13 protein-coding genes are annotated in these 14,685 nt (G+C 36.0%); 7 read left to right on the top strand and 6 right to left on the bottom strand.

Annotation, left to right across the window (positions count from 1 at the left end; translation table 11 throughout):
- Positions 1 to 164 precede the first annotated feature (164 nt).
- Positions 165 to 647: a transcription/translation regulatory transformer protein RfaH gene (gene rfaH, locus AN391_RS18275; protein WP_055016709.1), complete on the bottom strand. Its 483-nt coding sequence runs from the start codon at positions 645 to 647 to the stop codon at positions 165 to 167.
- A gap of 328 nt (positions 648 to 975) precedes the next feature.
- On the opposite strand from rfaH, the gene AN391_RS18265 reads away from it, so the two are divergent.
- Positions 976 to 2,343 carry an MBL fold metallo-hydrolase RNA specificity domain-containing protein gene (locus AN391_RS18265; protein WP_055016707.1) on the top strand — a complete coding sequence of 456 codons (1,368 nt, stop codon included), beginning with the start codon at positions 976 to 978 and terminating at the stop codon, positions 2,341 to 2,343.
- A 93-nt stretch (positions 2,344 to 2,436) separates the two neighbouring features.
- Here the strand turns inward: AN391_RS18265 and wecA (AN391_RS18260) are convergent, their stop codons facing one another.
- Positions 2,437 to 3,474: a UDP-N-acetylglucosamine--undecaprenyl-phosphate N-acetylglucosaminephosphotransferase gene (gene wecA, locus AN391_RS18260; RefSeq protein ID WP_055016706.1), complete on the bottom strand. Its 1,038-nt coding sequence runs from the start codon at positions 3,472 to 3,474 to the stop codon at positions 2,437 to 2,439.
- A 137-nt stretch (positions 3,475 to 3,611) separates the two neighbouring features.
- Positions 3,612 to 4,667: a UDP-N-acetylglucosamine--undecaprenyl-phosphate N-acetylglucosaminephosphotransferase gene (wecA, locus tag AN391_RS18255; RefSeq protein WP_055016705.1), complete on the bottom strand. Its 1,056-nt coding sequence runs from the start codon at positions 4,665 to 4,667 to the stop codon at positions 3,612 to 3,614.
- 491 nt (positions 4,668 to 5,158) lie between these two features.
- Here wecA (AN391_RS18255) and AN391_RS18250 point away from each other — a divergent pair, with 491 nt between their 5' ends.
- From AN391_RS18250 to AN391_RS18225, 6 genes are read left to right on the top strand one after another with little or no spacing between them, the layout of a single operon-like run.
- Positions 5,159 to 6,064 (top strand): Wzz/FepE/Etk N-terminal domain-containing protein, encoded by a 906-nt coding sequence (locus tag AN391_RS18250; RefSeq protein WP_055016704.1) that lies wholly within the window; start codon positions 5,159 to 5,161, stop codon positions 6,062 to 6,064.
- Positions 6,064 to 6,894 carry a glycosyltransferase gene (locus AN391_RS18245; protein ID WP_055016703.1) on the top strand — a complete coding sequence of 277 codons (831 nt, stop codon included), beginning with the start codon at positions 6,064 to 6,066 and terminating at the stop codon, positions 6,892 to 6,894. Before AN391_RS18250 ends, AN391_RS18245 begins: the two co-directional genes overlap by 1 nt.
- 8 nt (positions 6,895 to 6,902) lie before the next feature.
- On the top strand, positions 6,903 to 7,952 hold the full coding sequence (locus AN391_RS18240) for a glycosyltransferase (RefSeq protein ID WP_055016702.1): 1,050 nt from the start codon (positions 6,903 to 6,905) through the stop codon (positions 7,950 to 7,952).
- Complete coding sequence (locus AN391_RS18235; protein ID WP_055016701.1) at positions 7,949 to 8,674, top strand: WecB/TagA/CpsF family glycosyltransferase; 726 nt, start codon at positions 7,949 to 7,951, stop codon at positions 8,672 to 8,674. The genes AN391_RS18240 and AN391_RS18235 overlap by 4 nt, the downstream gene beginning before the upstream one ends.
- Entirely contained in the window at positions 8,661 to 9,941 is a 1,281-nt protein-coding gene (locus tag AN391_RS18230; RefSeq protein ID WP_055016700.1) for a hypothetical protein, read from the top strand. Before AN391_RS18235 ends, AN391_RS18230 begins: the two co-directional genes overlap by 14 nt.
- Positions 9,942 to 9,995: 54 nt before the next feature.
- Positions 9,996 to 10,904 carry a beta-1,6-N-acetylglucosaminyltransferase gene (locus AN391_RS18225; protein WP_055016699.1) on the top strand — a complete coding sequence of 303 codons (909 nt, stop codon included), beginning with the start codon at positions 9,996 to 9,998 and terminating at the stop codon, positions 10,902 to 10,904.
- A gap of 16 nt (positions 10,905 to 10,920) precedes the next feature.
- On the opposite strand, the gene AN391_RS18220 is transcribed toward AN391_RS18225, so the two are convergent.
- From AN391_RS18220 to wcaK, 3 genes are read right to left on the bottom strand one after another with little or no spacing between them, the layout of a single operon-like run.
- Positions 10,921 to 12,216 carry an oligosaccharide flippase family protein gene (locus AN391_RS18220; RefSeq protein WP_055016698.1) on the bottom strand — a complete coding sequence of 432 codons (1,296 nt, stop codon included), beginning with the start codon at positions 12,214 to 12,216 and terminating at the stop codon, positions 10,921 to 10,923.
- Positions 12,206 to 13,438 carry a glycosyltransferase gene (locus AN391_RS18215; protein WP_055016697.1) on the bottom strand — a complete coding sequence of 411 codons (1,233 nt, stop codon included), beginning with the start codon at positions 13,436 to 13,438 and terminating at the stop codon, positions 12,206 to 12,208. The genes AN391_RS18220 and AN391_RS18215 overlap by 11 nt, the downstream gene beginning before the upstream one ends.
- On the bottom strand, positions 13,435 to 14,682 hold the full coding sequence (wcaK, locus tag AN391_RS18210; RefSeq protein WP_055016696.1) for a colanic acid biosynthesis pyruvyl transferase WcaK: 1,248 nt from the start codon (positions 14,680 to 14,682) through the stop codon (positions 13,435 to 13,437). Before wcaK ends, AN391_RS18215 begins: the two co-directional genes overlap by 4 nt.
- Positions 14,683 to 14,685 lie beyond the last annotated feature (3 nt).

The raw sequence follows: 14,685 nt of genomic DNA, 5'->3' as shown, positions 1-14,685 counted from the left end.
GCACGCTCCACGTTCCAGTTCGTCGCAGAGCTCCTCTCGCTCCAGCTTGAAAGCAAAATTTTTTGCTTGTCTAGCCCTTCGGGCACGCTTCCGCCCCTAGGTTGCAGTTCCTACGTACTGATATGTATACCAATTTTTATGTAAAGGGTGTTGCTGCGCACTTGCTACTGTTTAATATCTTTATTATCTACACTTACTTCTACTTTTTGATTAAGTAAGTTAATCAGCAAAATACTGCGCATGTCGCCATCAGGCTCTTTGTATATTGCAGTAATATTGTTAAATGCGTGGTTATGTACGCTTACTGTGTCGCCTACTTTTGGTAAAGTTGACTCAGCAGACTCTGTTCGCTCACATTTAAGTTGCTGTATAAGGCTGTCTGGCACAATTTGGTAACGAGAGCCATATGCAACAAACCCATTAATTCCGCGCGTATTTTTTACAGCAGAAAAATTAGCATTTTGAGACTCTAAGCAAATAAATAAATAGTTTGGAAATAAAGCAGAATGCTTAACACTTCGCCTGCCTTTATGGAGTTTTTCGATGGTTAATTTTGGATAAAAAACTTCAATGCCTTGATTAAGTAAGTTGGTGGCTGCTCGTTCTTCTTGACGAGGCTTACATGTAACTAAATACCAACTCTTCACAAGAACCCTTACTACGCACAATTGCAACAAATACAACATTAATAAACAAACGGCGGCCATTATAAAAAATTAAGGTTCTTAAGTAAATAGAGGTTTAAGGTAAATGTGCACTCACTTTGCTGGCTTTGGCTATTTTCATTATTGTTATCATTGGGTTTATATTACTTTGTTGGAGCTAAAAAACATATTTGTAGCAGGGGCTTATCTCGTAATTGGGCCTATTTTTTTAAGCGCCATAAAGCTGCTGCTATTACACCATAAACTTTGCTTAAATTGCTGTTTACCCCTACTTTTAACTTTACATTATAAAAGCTAAATATAGATACTTATGCAAATACTTCACCACGGAGCGGTAAATGGTGTAACAGGCTCGTGCCACGAGCTCGTTATTAATAGCCAAACCAGCATACTAATAGACTGCGGGCTTTTTCAGGGAGAGGACGAAAAGGATGATTTATCAATAGAGTTTGATGTTGCCCACATTACTGCTCTTATTGTTACGCATTGCCATATTGATCACGTTGGGCGCATTCCGTATTTATTAGCCGCGGGCTTTAAAGGCCCTATTTTTACTACGCTAGCCTCGGCTAGTTTGTTGCCACTGGTGATTGAAGATGCTTTAAAAGTTGGTGTTACCCGCGATACTAAAATTATAAATGCGTGTTTAAGTTTGCTAAACAAGCGTATTGTTGCGGTTAGTTTTAATACTTGGTTTACGCTGCCTTGCGACAACGAGCAGGTTGCTAAAGCGCGATTTCAGCGTGCTGGGCATATATTAGGCTCCGCTTATGTTGAAATAGATATTAGTAAGAATAAAGCTACACATAGAGTGGTATTTTCGGGCGATTTAGGCGCCCCCTACACGCCGCTGTTACCGGCACCAAAACCTCCTTATAAGGCCGATACGTTAGTTATAGAGTCAACCTACGGTAATAAAAACCATCAAGGCCGTAAAGAGCGCACCCAAACACTAAAAACTGTGATTGAACGCGCTGTTGCAGACAACGGCGTGGTGTTGGTACCTGCTTTTAGTATAGGCCGCACACAAGAGCTACTTTACGAGTTAGAGCAGCTAATACATCAATCAGCTAAAGGCTCGCCTTGGCGACATATTCATGTGATTTTAGACTCCCCCATGGCTGCTAACTTTACTGAGCAATATATTAAATTTAAACATTTATGGGATGCAGAGGCTAAGCGTAAAGTAGCCAAAGGCCGCCACCCACTCGACTTTGACAACCTAACTACGGTAGATACGCATAGTGAGCATATGGCTATTATTAACTATTTAGCGTCGCGCCAAACGCCTGCCATTATTTTAGCTGCCAGCGGTATGTGCAGTGGTGGGCGAATAGTTAATTACCTTGAGCGCTTTTTAGGCGACAAAACTACCGATGTACTATTTGTGGGCTACCAGGGCGTTGGCACGCTTGGCCGAGATATACAAAAATACGGTCCACGCAATGGGTATGTTTTTATAAACGATACACGCATTACAATTAACGCACAGGTGCATACTATTAGCGGCTACAGTGCCCATGCTGATCAAAACGGATTAGTTAAATTTGTAACTGGCATGCGTAAAAAGCCAAGCCATATAAAAATTGTGCACGGTGATGAAGATGCAAAGCGCGCTTTAGCAAATAAGTATAAAGCGATATTAGGGGGTGGTATAAAAATTGAGATTGGCACCTAGCTTATTACAACAAGGGATTTAGCCAGACGGTTAAACTTTTATATTTTAGTTTTAACTAATACCCTGCAATTTTGATAGATGAGTAAACAACTGCTAACTATTTTTTTGCTCAAGTTTATTCCATGCACACTGTGTTATAGCTGCATAACAAATAAATAAAATAATATATGTAGCTAGCATTACCCACTCAGGCACTGAAAATATCTCTGCAACGCAGCCTAGCACAGCAAGTAATGAGGCAAAACTAGAAATACAAACAAGTGCTGAAGTTCTGCTATAGCCTGCTGCTTCGAATAAATGGTGTAAGTGCTGTCGATCTGCAGAAAAAGGTGAGTTACCCGATTTTAACCTGCGTATTATCACTGTAGCCATATCTAAAATAGGCACGCCCATAATGTAAAGAGCCGTTACAGGCTTAAACGCCGGCGTTTCTAAATTGACCCCTAACACCATTAACCACACCAAAGATAAACCAATTAGCATGTTACCTGAGTCACCCATAAATATTTTTGAAAACGATTTATGTAGTTTTAAGTTAAACATTAAATACGCAAGTAATGAGGCTATAAATAAAGTGGGGAGTAAAAACCAGTCGTTTGCTACTCTATTTAAAAAAAACGCTATAGCAGCAAAGGCAATTAAGCTAAGCGCACCTGCAAGCCCGTCTATTCCATCCATCATATTTATTGCATTAATGCCGGCAATAATTGCGACTATGGTTACAATAATTCCAAACAATCCAAGTTTAAGTTCAAACCCGCCTAAAATATAACCAAGACTGCTTAGGTGTGTTTCTGTTCCAAAAATCATTAAAGAGGCTACAATCACTTGTGCAACGAGCCTTGTTTTTACAGGTAGGTCGTAACGGTCGTCTAGCACCCCTAAAAACAAAACGAAGGCTGCAGCAACTAAATATATATTTAAGTTTCGGCTTTGCTCAATAAATAAAACCGATGCAAGCATAATCGATAAATATATAGCTATACCACCAACTAAAGGGATATGCCCTTCGTGTACTTTACGTGCGCATGGGTAATCAACTAAGCCGGTTTTGATTGCGATAGGGTTTACAATCTTAATTGCTAAAAAAGATAATATAAAAGATATTGTTAGAGGTAACCAAAAGTCCATATTTAGGCCATTAATAACAGTTAAATTGTATGGGGTAAGCGTATTTACGATTGAGCTTTTATAAAGCGCCCACCCAACTAAGTTAAACTACAAAATTAACTTTTCCACTACGTTAGGCTCTGTTTAATAAGAGTAAATTAAATTTTCTTGGTAGTAAAACGCCTAACAAAAGTGAGTACTTTCCATATGTGTAGTATAGCAACACTGTAAATTAAGAATAAAATAATAAATCCAAAAAACATTATAGACTCAGGTAAATTAAGCAACTCGGCTGCTATACCTACACCTGAAAATAGTACGCTTAGTGTAAATATAATTACCAAAGCTGAACGTGAGCTAAATCCCGCTCTCAAAAAGATGTGGTGAAGGTGGTCTCTGTCAGCGTGAAATGGAGACCTTCCCTTTTTTATACGCCTAACAATAAGTGCTGCCATATCCATTAAGGGTATAGCAACAATCCACAAAGCTGTTACGGGTCTAAAGCTTGCCGATTGACCTTGCGTATTGGTTACTAACAACCATACAACCGTAAACCCTATAAACATACTTCCTGCATCACCCATAAAGATTTTTCGGTATCGGGTTCCACAAAAACCTAAGTTAAAAATTAAGTAAGGAATTAATGCAACAACAATTAAAACAGTAAATAGGTTTTCTTTTTGGTTAAGCAACAATAGTAATGCAATAGCGCCTAAGGTATTAATGGCCATAGCCCCTAATAACCCGTCTATGCCATCTACCATATTAAAGGCGTTTATTAACCCGATAACGGCTAAATACGTAAAAAATATTCCAAAATACCCTAACTTAACGTCACCAAGGTAAAAAATGTCGCCAAGATCGATAATGTAGTTATCTATTGCTATTATCATGAATGTAGCAACAATAATTTGAAAAATAACACGAAATTTAACGCTTAGTTCGTGTTTATCGTCCATCACACCAAGCAAAACCATTAACCCTGATGCACATAAATAACTGGTTAGTTCTTGATTGAAAGGTAACCAAATACCGCACGATATGGCAACACTTGCAAAAACAGCCACTCCACCAATAAGCGGTACATGGCCATCATGGTGTTTGCGCTCATTTGGCTTGTCTACAAGATTATACTTAACTGCAAATGGTCTAAATAATTTTATGGAGCAAAGCGACAGAACAAATGACGAAATAATAGCTAAAATAAATTCCATACGCCCTCCTAAGCTTTATAGTATTTTAATGATAATTTATTAGTACTCATGCAAACCCAGTTTTATTGTTACGCACAACCCTAAGCGGCTTATTATATTTTGCTATAATTACGAGTAAAAACGCTAACGAGCTATGCCTTTAAATGCGGGAAATAAATTGATACGCAATTATCAATACCCCCTTATCCTTGCCAACTGCACACTTTTAGTAAAAAAGCTAACTACCTTAGCCTAAAAACAGAGCACAACTATGCACTGTTTCTCTCTAAATAAAAATAGTCGCAGATTCTAACATAGCTTTTTTTGTAAAGCACAACTGTTTATGTATAGCTCGTTATTTAACTATAAAGTAGCCCTATAAGCTTTTAAGCGCCCCCTTTTTAACTCTTTGTATTGTGCAAAGCGCACTTTTGAGCTCTAGCAACCTAAATAAACTTAGGTATAATCGCACAACTAGAAATAAGTACATCACTAACAAGCAGGGAAATTTAATGGGCAATGCTGATAAAAATATTGAGATCTTACCTCCTCCAGAACTCAGTGAGATAATAAGCTCTATATGGTCTTTTAAAATTTATATTTTTGCTATTTGCTTTGTCTGTGCAGTTATTTCTTTTTTTGTAGCCATAAACACTCCCAACACCTACAGAGCTGAAGCCTTGCTCGCCCCTACGCAGTTGCTTCAAGGGCAAAGCTCACAAATGGATTCTCAGTTAGGTGGGCTTGCTTCTCTTGCTGGTTTAGGTGGTTTAAACGATGACGACTTTAAAACAGAAGTTGCACAAGCAAAAATGCTAACTAAAGAGTTTGTGTATGCGTTTATAAAAAAATATGACCTAACTGCCCCCCTTATAGCAGCACAGCATTGGGATGAAGCCAATCAATCACTTACCTATGATCCAGAAATATACGACACTAAAAACGCCACTTTTTTATTTCCAGAAGATACAAACCCCTATTGGCTAGCCTATAAAAAGTTTGAAAAAAACCTAACTATAGACAAAGAAAAAAATGGACTGGTAAGAATCTCTTATGAACACATATCTCCTGTTTTCGCGCAACAAATTGTAACCAATTTAGTTAAAGATATAAACGCGCAAATGCAAAGTTATGATATAGAACAAGCAGATAAAAGCATCCATTACCTCAACGAAAAACTAACGCAAACGCGCATTGCTGACATGGAGGCTGTTTTTTATAGGTTAATAGAAGAACAAACTAAAAATAAAATGTTAACCGAAATAAAAAGTGAGTATATATTTACTACTTTAGATCCGGCGATTATTCCTGAAGAAAAGTCAGGCCCTAAACGTGCTTTCATTATTATAGTAAGCGTTATTTTAGGTGGTATTTTCGGCAGCTTTATAGCTCTTATCCGTTTTTATAGGGCTCGTTAATGCAAACACCATTAATTACGGTATATATGCCAACGCACAATAGACTGAACAACTTAAAACGCGCTGTACAAAGCGTGCTTGATCAGTCTTACTCACAGTGGGAACTTATTATAGTCAACGATGGTTCATCTGACGGAACTGCTGACTACTTAAATGCGTTAGCACTCACTGACCCGCGTATTACTGTTTTTCATCACGAAACTGCGCTTGGAGCTTGTGCTGCTCGTAATAAAGCAATTAATGCAGCTTCTGGAGAGTTTATTACTGGCCTTGATGACGATGATGTATTTACCACCGATCGGCTTACCTATTTTATGACGCACTGGTCTGAGTCATACACTTCGCTATGTACCCCTGTGACTGTTTGTAAAGGTAGCTCAAAGGTTGAGCATAACTTTTTTATTGGTGAACTCTCCCTAGACGATATTCTAGTTGTTAATAAGGTTGGTAACCAATTATTTTGCAAAACCGAGCACCTTAAGCATATAGGCGGTTTTGATACCAGTTTTAAAGCTTGGCAAGATTATGATACGTGGGTTCGATTTTTTAAAAGTTATGGACCGGGTTTAAAGCTACCAAAATCGACCTACCTGCAATACGAAGTGCAATCTGATGTAAGTATTACTCGCTCACCTAACAGGTTAACTGGGTTTAAGCAGTTCTTAAACAAGCACTCGCTATTAATGAACAAAAAACAACTTAATGCAATGGGATGCTGGGAAGCAATCATATCGGGAAATTGGGTTCCTCTGAGCTTATTAATACACTCTCATAAAGATATTTATAAGTATTCAATAATGCATAACATGAAAAAAATACTGGGACGTTAGGTGTAAATATGCACATTGTTTTTGTTTTTGAAGACTTTTGCCTAGGTGGCGTAGAAAGGGTCACTGAGCAGCTGATAACCGGCTTGCTTGAAGGTTACAATTGTAGAGTCTCTATTATTTGTGAACGTAAAAGTGGAGAGCTTACCTCTCGCTTTGATAAGTTAGCACCTATTTATGCGCTAAGTGATAAAAACGCGTTTATTACTTTTCCTCGACTCGCTGATGAACTTAATCCTGATGTAATTTTATTTACCAAAGGCGGACTGTCTAAATATGGGCTGTTTGTTCCTAAAAAAATAAAAAAAATAGCTGTACAGCATGTCCCTATTAATTTACCTCAAGAAAATTATTTTAAAAATATAATAAGGCGATTAGGTGCAACCTTTTTATATTCGCAGCTAGATAAGGTTGTTTGTGTATCTAAAGGTATATTAACTAACTTAATTGCATTAAATGTTGTAAAAAAAAGCCAAGCAGTTTGTATTTATAACCCAGTACTAGACAAATCCATTGAAAGACAAGCTATTGAAAATGTTGATTTTGATGATTATTTTGTGTGTGTGGGCAGGCTCCATCATCAAAAAGGGTATGATTTGTTGATAGAGACTATTTATGAGGCTAAAAAAACAATAAATGACATTAAAGTTGTTATTGTTGGCGATGGGCCTGAGCATGATAACTTAAAAGAAAAAATACGTAGCAAAAAGCTCAGTGATAATATCATTCTTCATGGCTCACAAAGTAACCCTTACAAATATATAGCAAATGCTAACGCCATACTTTTAACCTCTCGCTGGGAAGGGTTGCCAACTGTATTAGTTGAAGCCGCATTTTTAAAAACACCTATTATAGCGTTTGATTGTAACTACGGCCCTAGAGAGCTAACTAACAATGGAGAAAATGGGCATTTAATCGACTTTATGGATATTGGTAACTTTGCAAATGCAATCTTAGAACTAAATAAACAACAAAAATTACCTATTTCACCTAATGTGGAGCCATTTTTACTGCCAGTGGCTACGGATTCATATTATAAGTTATTCAAGTCACTATTATGAATAAATTGCTTAATAATAAAATACACTCAGGTGATCATTTTACTGATATTCAAAATAAGGCATTTGGCTCGGCTTCGTCTTACATTATTTCGTTTGTAAATCCTTTTTCATACTGTGAGGTAGCAAAGGAAGCGCGCTTAATCGATGAGGTTGATGCGTATTTTTCTGATGGTGCATTACTGTGCATTCTTCACAACTTATTTTTACCTAAAATAACCAGGGCAAGCTTTGACTACAGCTCTATTGCTGAGCCTTTTTTACAGTATGTAGCAAATAAAAATAAGCGTATTGCGATTATAGGTGCTACTACAGACGAAAACTCACTGGCCGTTATTAATCTAAAAAAGCAATTTCCTGCTTTAAACGTTGTGCACCAGCGAGATGGATATATTAACGCCCCTGATGAAACAATTAATGAGCTTAATTTATTAGAGCCTGACGTTGTACTAGTCGGTATGGGTACTCCTTATCAGGAGCGCTTTTCAATTGAATTAAAACACAAGCTGATTAAACCTGCCGTTATTATCACTTGCGGCGGCTTTTTAACACAAACATCTATAAAACCCGATTACTATCATCCCTTAGTAAAAAAACTTGGGTTAAGGTGGCTGCAACGCATGGTATTGCACAAGCATGTGCGCGACAGAGTATTAAAAAAATACCCTAAATTTACAATAAGCTATTTATACAAAATGATTGGGCTTAAGTTTGCAAAAAAATAATGTACCTTTAAACACTGCACAATGGCTAGTCCTGTCTACGTTATTTGTTTTGTGTTACTGGCCAACGTATTTCATCCCTACGATTGATGCAGCTGTGATGCAAAAATCGTATTTTGTAGTGATGCTTGCTTATTTAGCGTTAATTATTTTTGCCACTAGAACCAAAGTTAGTATACCTAATGTTGCTTATGTGTATTGGCTTCCGCTTTTTGCGATGTTGATAAGTTTTCCTTTTGCTATTAAAAATTTTTCGACTTTTCATTTTTCTGTCCTAATCAAGCCGATTTTATTATTTTCATACGTTATATTTTTCTATTCTTTGCTAGTGGAAAATTTCAAACTTACCAACAGCATAAAAATAAAAAAAGCTTTAACCGCTATTTTTATAGTTCAATTAATAGTTATCTTATTGCAAATAATATTTGGCGATATTGCACCATTGAAAATGCTTAGCTTCAAAGACGTTTATAGCGGGTTTGGCTTTAGAGCGCCGGGTACTTTTGACTGGGTTTATATTACCTGTTATTTCTTAAGCTTTTTTTTAGCTGTTTATATTATTGAGTTTTTTTTCGGAAGTAATAAAAAATCTGCAGCTTTGTTTATTATTTTAGCCTTTCTTGCGATTTTTTTATCGCAATCAAAAACCGGTTATTTAGCAACTGTAATTACTGCATTATATTTTACATTTTTATCTATAATTTTAAGGCTGGGTATAGCTAAAAAAATTATGCTTAGCATGGTTACTCTTCTTACTTTATTTATATTATTAATAGCCTATTTTGGAGTAAACCTTGATTACATAACAAGATTTATTGATCTATTACAACAAGGTCATTTAGATGGCTCTACATCGACTCGAAAAAATCAAACTATACTTGCTTTAACAGAAGGTTTCACATATTGGTATAGTGGCTCGCCGCTGGCATTAAAGGGCGTAATAATTGAAAATAGTTATCTGGATTATTTATTTCGCTATGGATTGCTTGGCTTAATCGCCTTTACTTCAATGCTATTTATTTTTTATTATTATTCGCTAATGGTTTGCATAAAGTGTAAAAAACTTTACGATAGAAAATTAGCTAGTTTTGAGCTTTTTCAGTTAAGTGTTGCTTGTCATATTAGTTTTTTTTCAGCCACGCTTTATTCATTTACTGGCACACCTGTAGATGCATACCGCTCTGCTTTATGGTCTAGTTTTGTTATAGCGCTTGTTGCTTTTATAAACAGGCTAAATAAAAAAACACTTCAAAACACTTCAAAACACTAGCATAGTAAAACGATAACTAAAAAGTAAATTTAAAGCATCACCATAAGGTTACACATGAATTGCATAGCAATTACAGCTCACCGAGTAAGCTCTTCATTAGAGTACACAGTATTAAAAGCCTCAAAAAATCCAAACAACACTATTTTGATTCATGTAGATAAAAAATCTGATATTGAACCATTTTTATACTTGAAGTCTAAAAATGTTATTTTTATAGAAAAAAGAATAGAGGTGTCTTGGGGAGATGTATCTCAAATTGATGCCACCCTCGAACTTATTAAAGCCTCTTTAGAGCATGAATATGACTATTTTCATTTAATATCGGGCGACGACATATTAATTTCGCAAAACAGATTAGATACATTGCCAAGCAAAGGAAAGTATGAATATATTGCTTTTCAAGAAAACCGTACTTCGCCTATAAATCCAGAGCTTAGAGTGCTGTTTAATTATCCTTCTTTTTGTTTTAAAAAAAACAATTCTTTTATTGAGAAGGTTTGTAAAAAAGCATTTTTTTCATACACTAATATGCGTTTTAAATTAGGGCTATATAGCAAACTCGACATTCAACTTTATAAGGGCACTAACTGGTTTAGCTTAACCAAAGGTTGCATCGAGATGATAATTAACTTTGTTGCTCGCAATCCTCACTACAAGCTCAAATTTGCACGCTCCTTATGTGCTGATGAAGTATTTTTTCACTCTATAATTTATAATAGTGAGTTTAAAAATAACATTTATAAACATCCTAAATCTTTAAATATTGATAGTATTGCAGAGCATGCACTGCGCTATATAGATTGGAAAAGTGGTCCTGATTACCCTAGAACGCTGCAGGAAGAAGATTTTGAAAAGGTGAAAAACAGCGAAATGCTTTTTTCGAGAAAAATATCGAGCTCAATTTCATTAAATGAGCTTCGCTATTTTGATATTGAGCCTGACAATAAAAACGACAGCATTTAAACTGTCGTTTTTAGCTTTACAGCAGAGCGTATAATAAATATACAGCAGCATATAACCCTAAGTTAGCACTTAACATTAAAAAGAAACTTTTTTTCGATATGCTTTGGTTATAACGACCAAAATAGAAAAAAGCTCCTATAGTTAAAGAAATTTGTAACCCCGCGACACCTAGCGAAAATAGGTTTATATTGCCCACTTGCGCTATAAAAAAGAGTGAAATAACACTAATTACTGCTGAAATCATACTCCAGTTAAATTCTATTTTTGTATTTCCCTTTGCTTGTGCAATAACACCAAATAAACTACCAAAAGGTGCCACCAAACCAAGTATAAGTAATATGCACAATACGGGTAATGATTTCTCGTACTCATGAAAGAAAAAGTGTACTAAAACAAGCAATCCTGTGACGTAAAGAAAATATAAAGTTGAGTTTAATAGCAAGAGCGTTTTAGCAGAGCCATTTAGCACCTTATAAAACTCTCTCTGGTTATCTTGTAGTCGTGCAAGCTTTGGATAAAGCATTCTAGCAATTAATGTGCGAATAAATTTAACTGGCTGCATTATGAGCTCTTTGGCAAAAGAATAAAGGCCAAGTATTTCTACGCCCATTATTTTACCTATTATAAGCTGATCGAGCTGAGTTCTAACTTGACTAATTACTTGAGAACCCATTTGGTAACTTCCGAACGCTATTGCAGGCTTAATAATTTTTAGATCAACTTTTAAAGTTGGGTGCCATGTTTTATCAGCAATAAATACAAAAACAAGGTAGCGAATAAAGTTGGTAATTAAATACGAATATAGGTACGGGAAAATACTCGATATACCTAGTTGAATTAAAGTAAAAGTAGAGATAAGCAGGCTAATTTTAATAGCAATATCAATTTTAGCTAAGGTTACATTTTGCTCACTTTTTATAAAGTTTGCTTGATACTGTGCGGAAAATCCTAATAAAATAAAATTAAACGCCATAATATACATACTTTGTCCTATATCATTAGAATCATAAAAGCGTTCAACGGGCGCCGCTAATACGGTAATAATTAAACTCGCTATAAGTCCTAGGACACAGTTTGTATAGTATAAAGTTGAGCTCTGTGCTCGGGTTAAATTTTGCTTGTATATAAAATAATTAGACAATCCCATGTCTTGCACTAAAAATGCAATTGCTAAAAACACGTTTACAATGGCTAAAACACCGATAGATTCTGGGCTTGTGTAGTAAGCTAACATTGAAAATATTAAAAATTGTACGCCTCCAGCAACCCCTGCTGATACAAATAACCAAGCCCCCTGCTTTTTATTGCTCATTTACCTTTTCCAGTATCCCTACAAACTCTTTGTAAAGTTTGGTTTGCTCAAAAGAAGTATCAATCCGTGCCTTAGCTTCTTTGCGTATTTCTTCGATATTTATTTCATTATTTACTATTTTTTGAACCACATTAGCTATTTCTTCGGTATTACGCTCTGGTACTAAAAAGCCATTTTGCGAATCACTTATTAACTCTGGTATTCCACTATGATAGGTCGATACAGTCAGCAATCCCATGGCCATAGCTTCCATCAATGAAACAGGAATGCCTTCCATGTCTCCTGTTTTTGCTGTTATTGAAGGCAATAAAAAAACATCTGACTCATTAAGTAACTCTGAGACTTTATTTTGAGGTTGGAAACCTAATAACTTTACATTTTTTAATGCTAACTTTGCTATTTGATTTTCAATGTCACTTTTTAATTCGCCGCCACCAATAATATTGTATTCAAACTTAATACCTTTACTTTGTAATATAGCCATGGCATCAAGCGCATAGGTAAGTCCTTTTTTTTCTGTAAAGCGAGCGACCGTAATAATTTTAAGTATGTTTGATAGTGGCTTGTTTAACTCTCTACATTCAAACTGCTTGCTATCTATTCCCATACGGTTAACTTTTATTTTATTCTCAGGGCAGCCTAGCTCTACTAACCTATTCCTCCACAGATCACTAATAGGAACCATGAGTTCGCCGGTCATAAAGAGCTTTTTATAGTCATCTTTAAATAATTTTAATATGGAATGGACAGAAATATCCGAACCATGAAAGATAGTTATGAGTTTACCCTTTAATAAATTTAGCTCTCTTAATTTGTTTGCTACTACGCCTGCCGTACCAAAATGCGCAACAAAAATATCAGCTTCGTATACCTTACTATTTTGGCTAACTATACTGGGCAGTAATAGTGACTGACTATGGATCCCAAAACGCTTTATATTTAGTGCTTTTAATTTGTTTTTTATGTTTAGTGGCTTAATTGTATTTAATATACGTTTAGCTCTGATATTAATCGTACTATCTTTTGTGGATTCAGCTGTTAAATAAGTCGTTTTTTCAATGAGTGAGTAATCTATTACAGATTGGTGGCATTGCGCTACATTACCCTTACGTGTAGCAATAATATTGACTTCATTTCCAAGTTTGATCAGACCAATGATCTGATTAATAACAAATGTTTCTGATGGCTCTGGGAATTGGTTCAAAAAGAACGTGATTTTCATTTTTTTCCGCTGATATTATTTAATGTATTTTGTATCATCATCCTTACTTTTTGTCTTTCTTGTTCTACCTGAACATTCATTTTTACTTTAACTTGCTCAATGTTGTTTAGTACTTCCTTTGCACTGGTTAACAAATTACCATCAAATAAGGTACTAATATCTTTAGAGAGCTCGGGCATATTTAACTGCGCCATAATGCCTTTAGATTTGTGCTCGTAATTTATCGCGATTGCTGGAGTGCCAAAGTTCATTGAAATAATGGCACTATGAAGGCGAGTGCCAATTGTTAAGATACAGTGGCTTAAAAAAGTTCCTAACTCAATGTCATTTAGCTCATCCATTATGACATGGCAGTGCTCAATTTCATTAACTAGCCCTTGGACTTTTAAAGCGACCATTCTATCATCTCGATGATAGCCACCAATTCCTGTACACGTTGAACAAAGCACTACTTTATAGCCATCAGCAATGAGCTCATTAATAACACATGCGAAACGAGCTTCGTATTCTTGTTGAGTAACACCCAGGCGCTTATCAAAAGGCGCTAGGTTTCTAAGTGTTATAGCAACGGTAGGCCTGCCGGTTACTAATTTAGTAAGATGTGGCTTTAAAGTAAGTACGTTGTTAGGCACCGTCCATGCTGTATCTGCGCCGCTAGTTACTTTTGAATTACTGATGGAGGCGCTACGCATATAATCAAGGCTTAAACTCTCTCTTAATGCTAGTGAGTCTACTGATGAAAAAACTTGATTTGCTAGAGCAGAGTACTTTTTGCTATCGAATGGGCCAACTGAGTGTCCAAGCATAAATAGCTTTTTATTAGCAATTAATGCACACAAAGCGTGTTCGAACTGAGCAGGACCGTATAAATCAACAAAAAAAGACCCTCCCACTTGTATAACAGCATCGTAACCTTTTAAACGTTCTATATACTGCTGAATGTGTTCTGGTACCTTGCTTATATTATTTGACTTAAGCTTTTTAGCTAGACTGTACCCTAAAAACCGTTGGCTGACTCTTTTCCATAAGCGCTCTTTAAAAGAGCCACCCGATGAGTGGTACTCATCAAGCGGATCCGGATGTAGAGTTTCATTAAGTAAGTAACTTGAGCTAACATGAAAGCGACTGTAAATATCTAGCTTTATATCAGGCTGTTGTGACCTTAATTCAGCAATCAACCCTCTTAAAATTGCCCCATCGCCTCTGTTCCCACACGTATGGTTACCTACTAATAATAACTTCATTCA

This window comes from Pseudoalteromonas sp. P1-13-1a (assembly GCF_001401875.1).
Taxonomy (GTDB): Bacteria; Pseudomonadota; Gammaproteobacteria; order Enterobacterales; family Alteromonadaceae; genus Pseudoalteromonas.
This window is presented reverse-complemented; position numbering and strand designations above follow the sequence as displayed.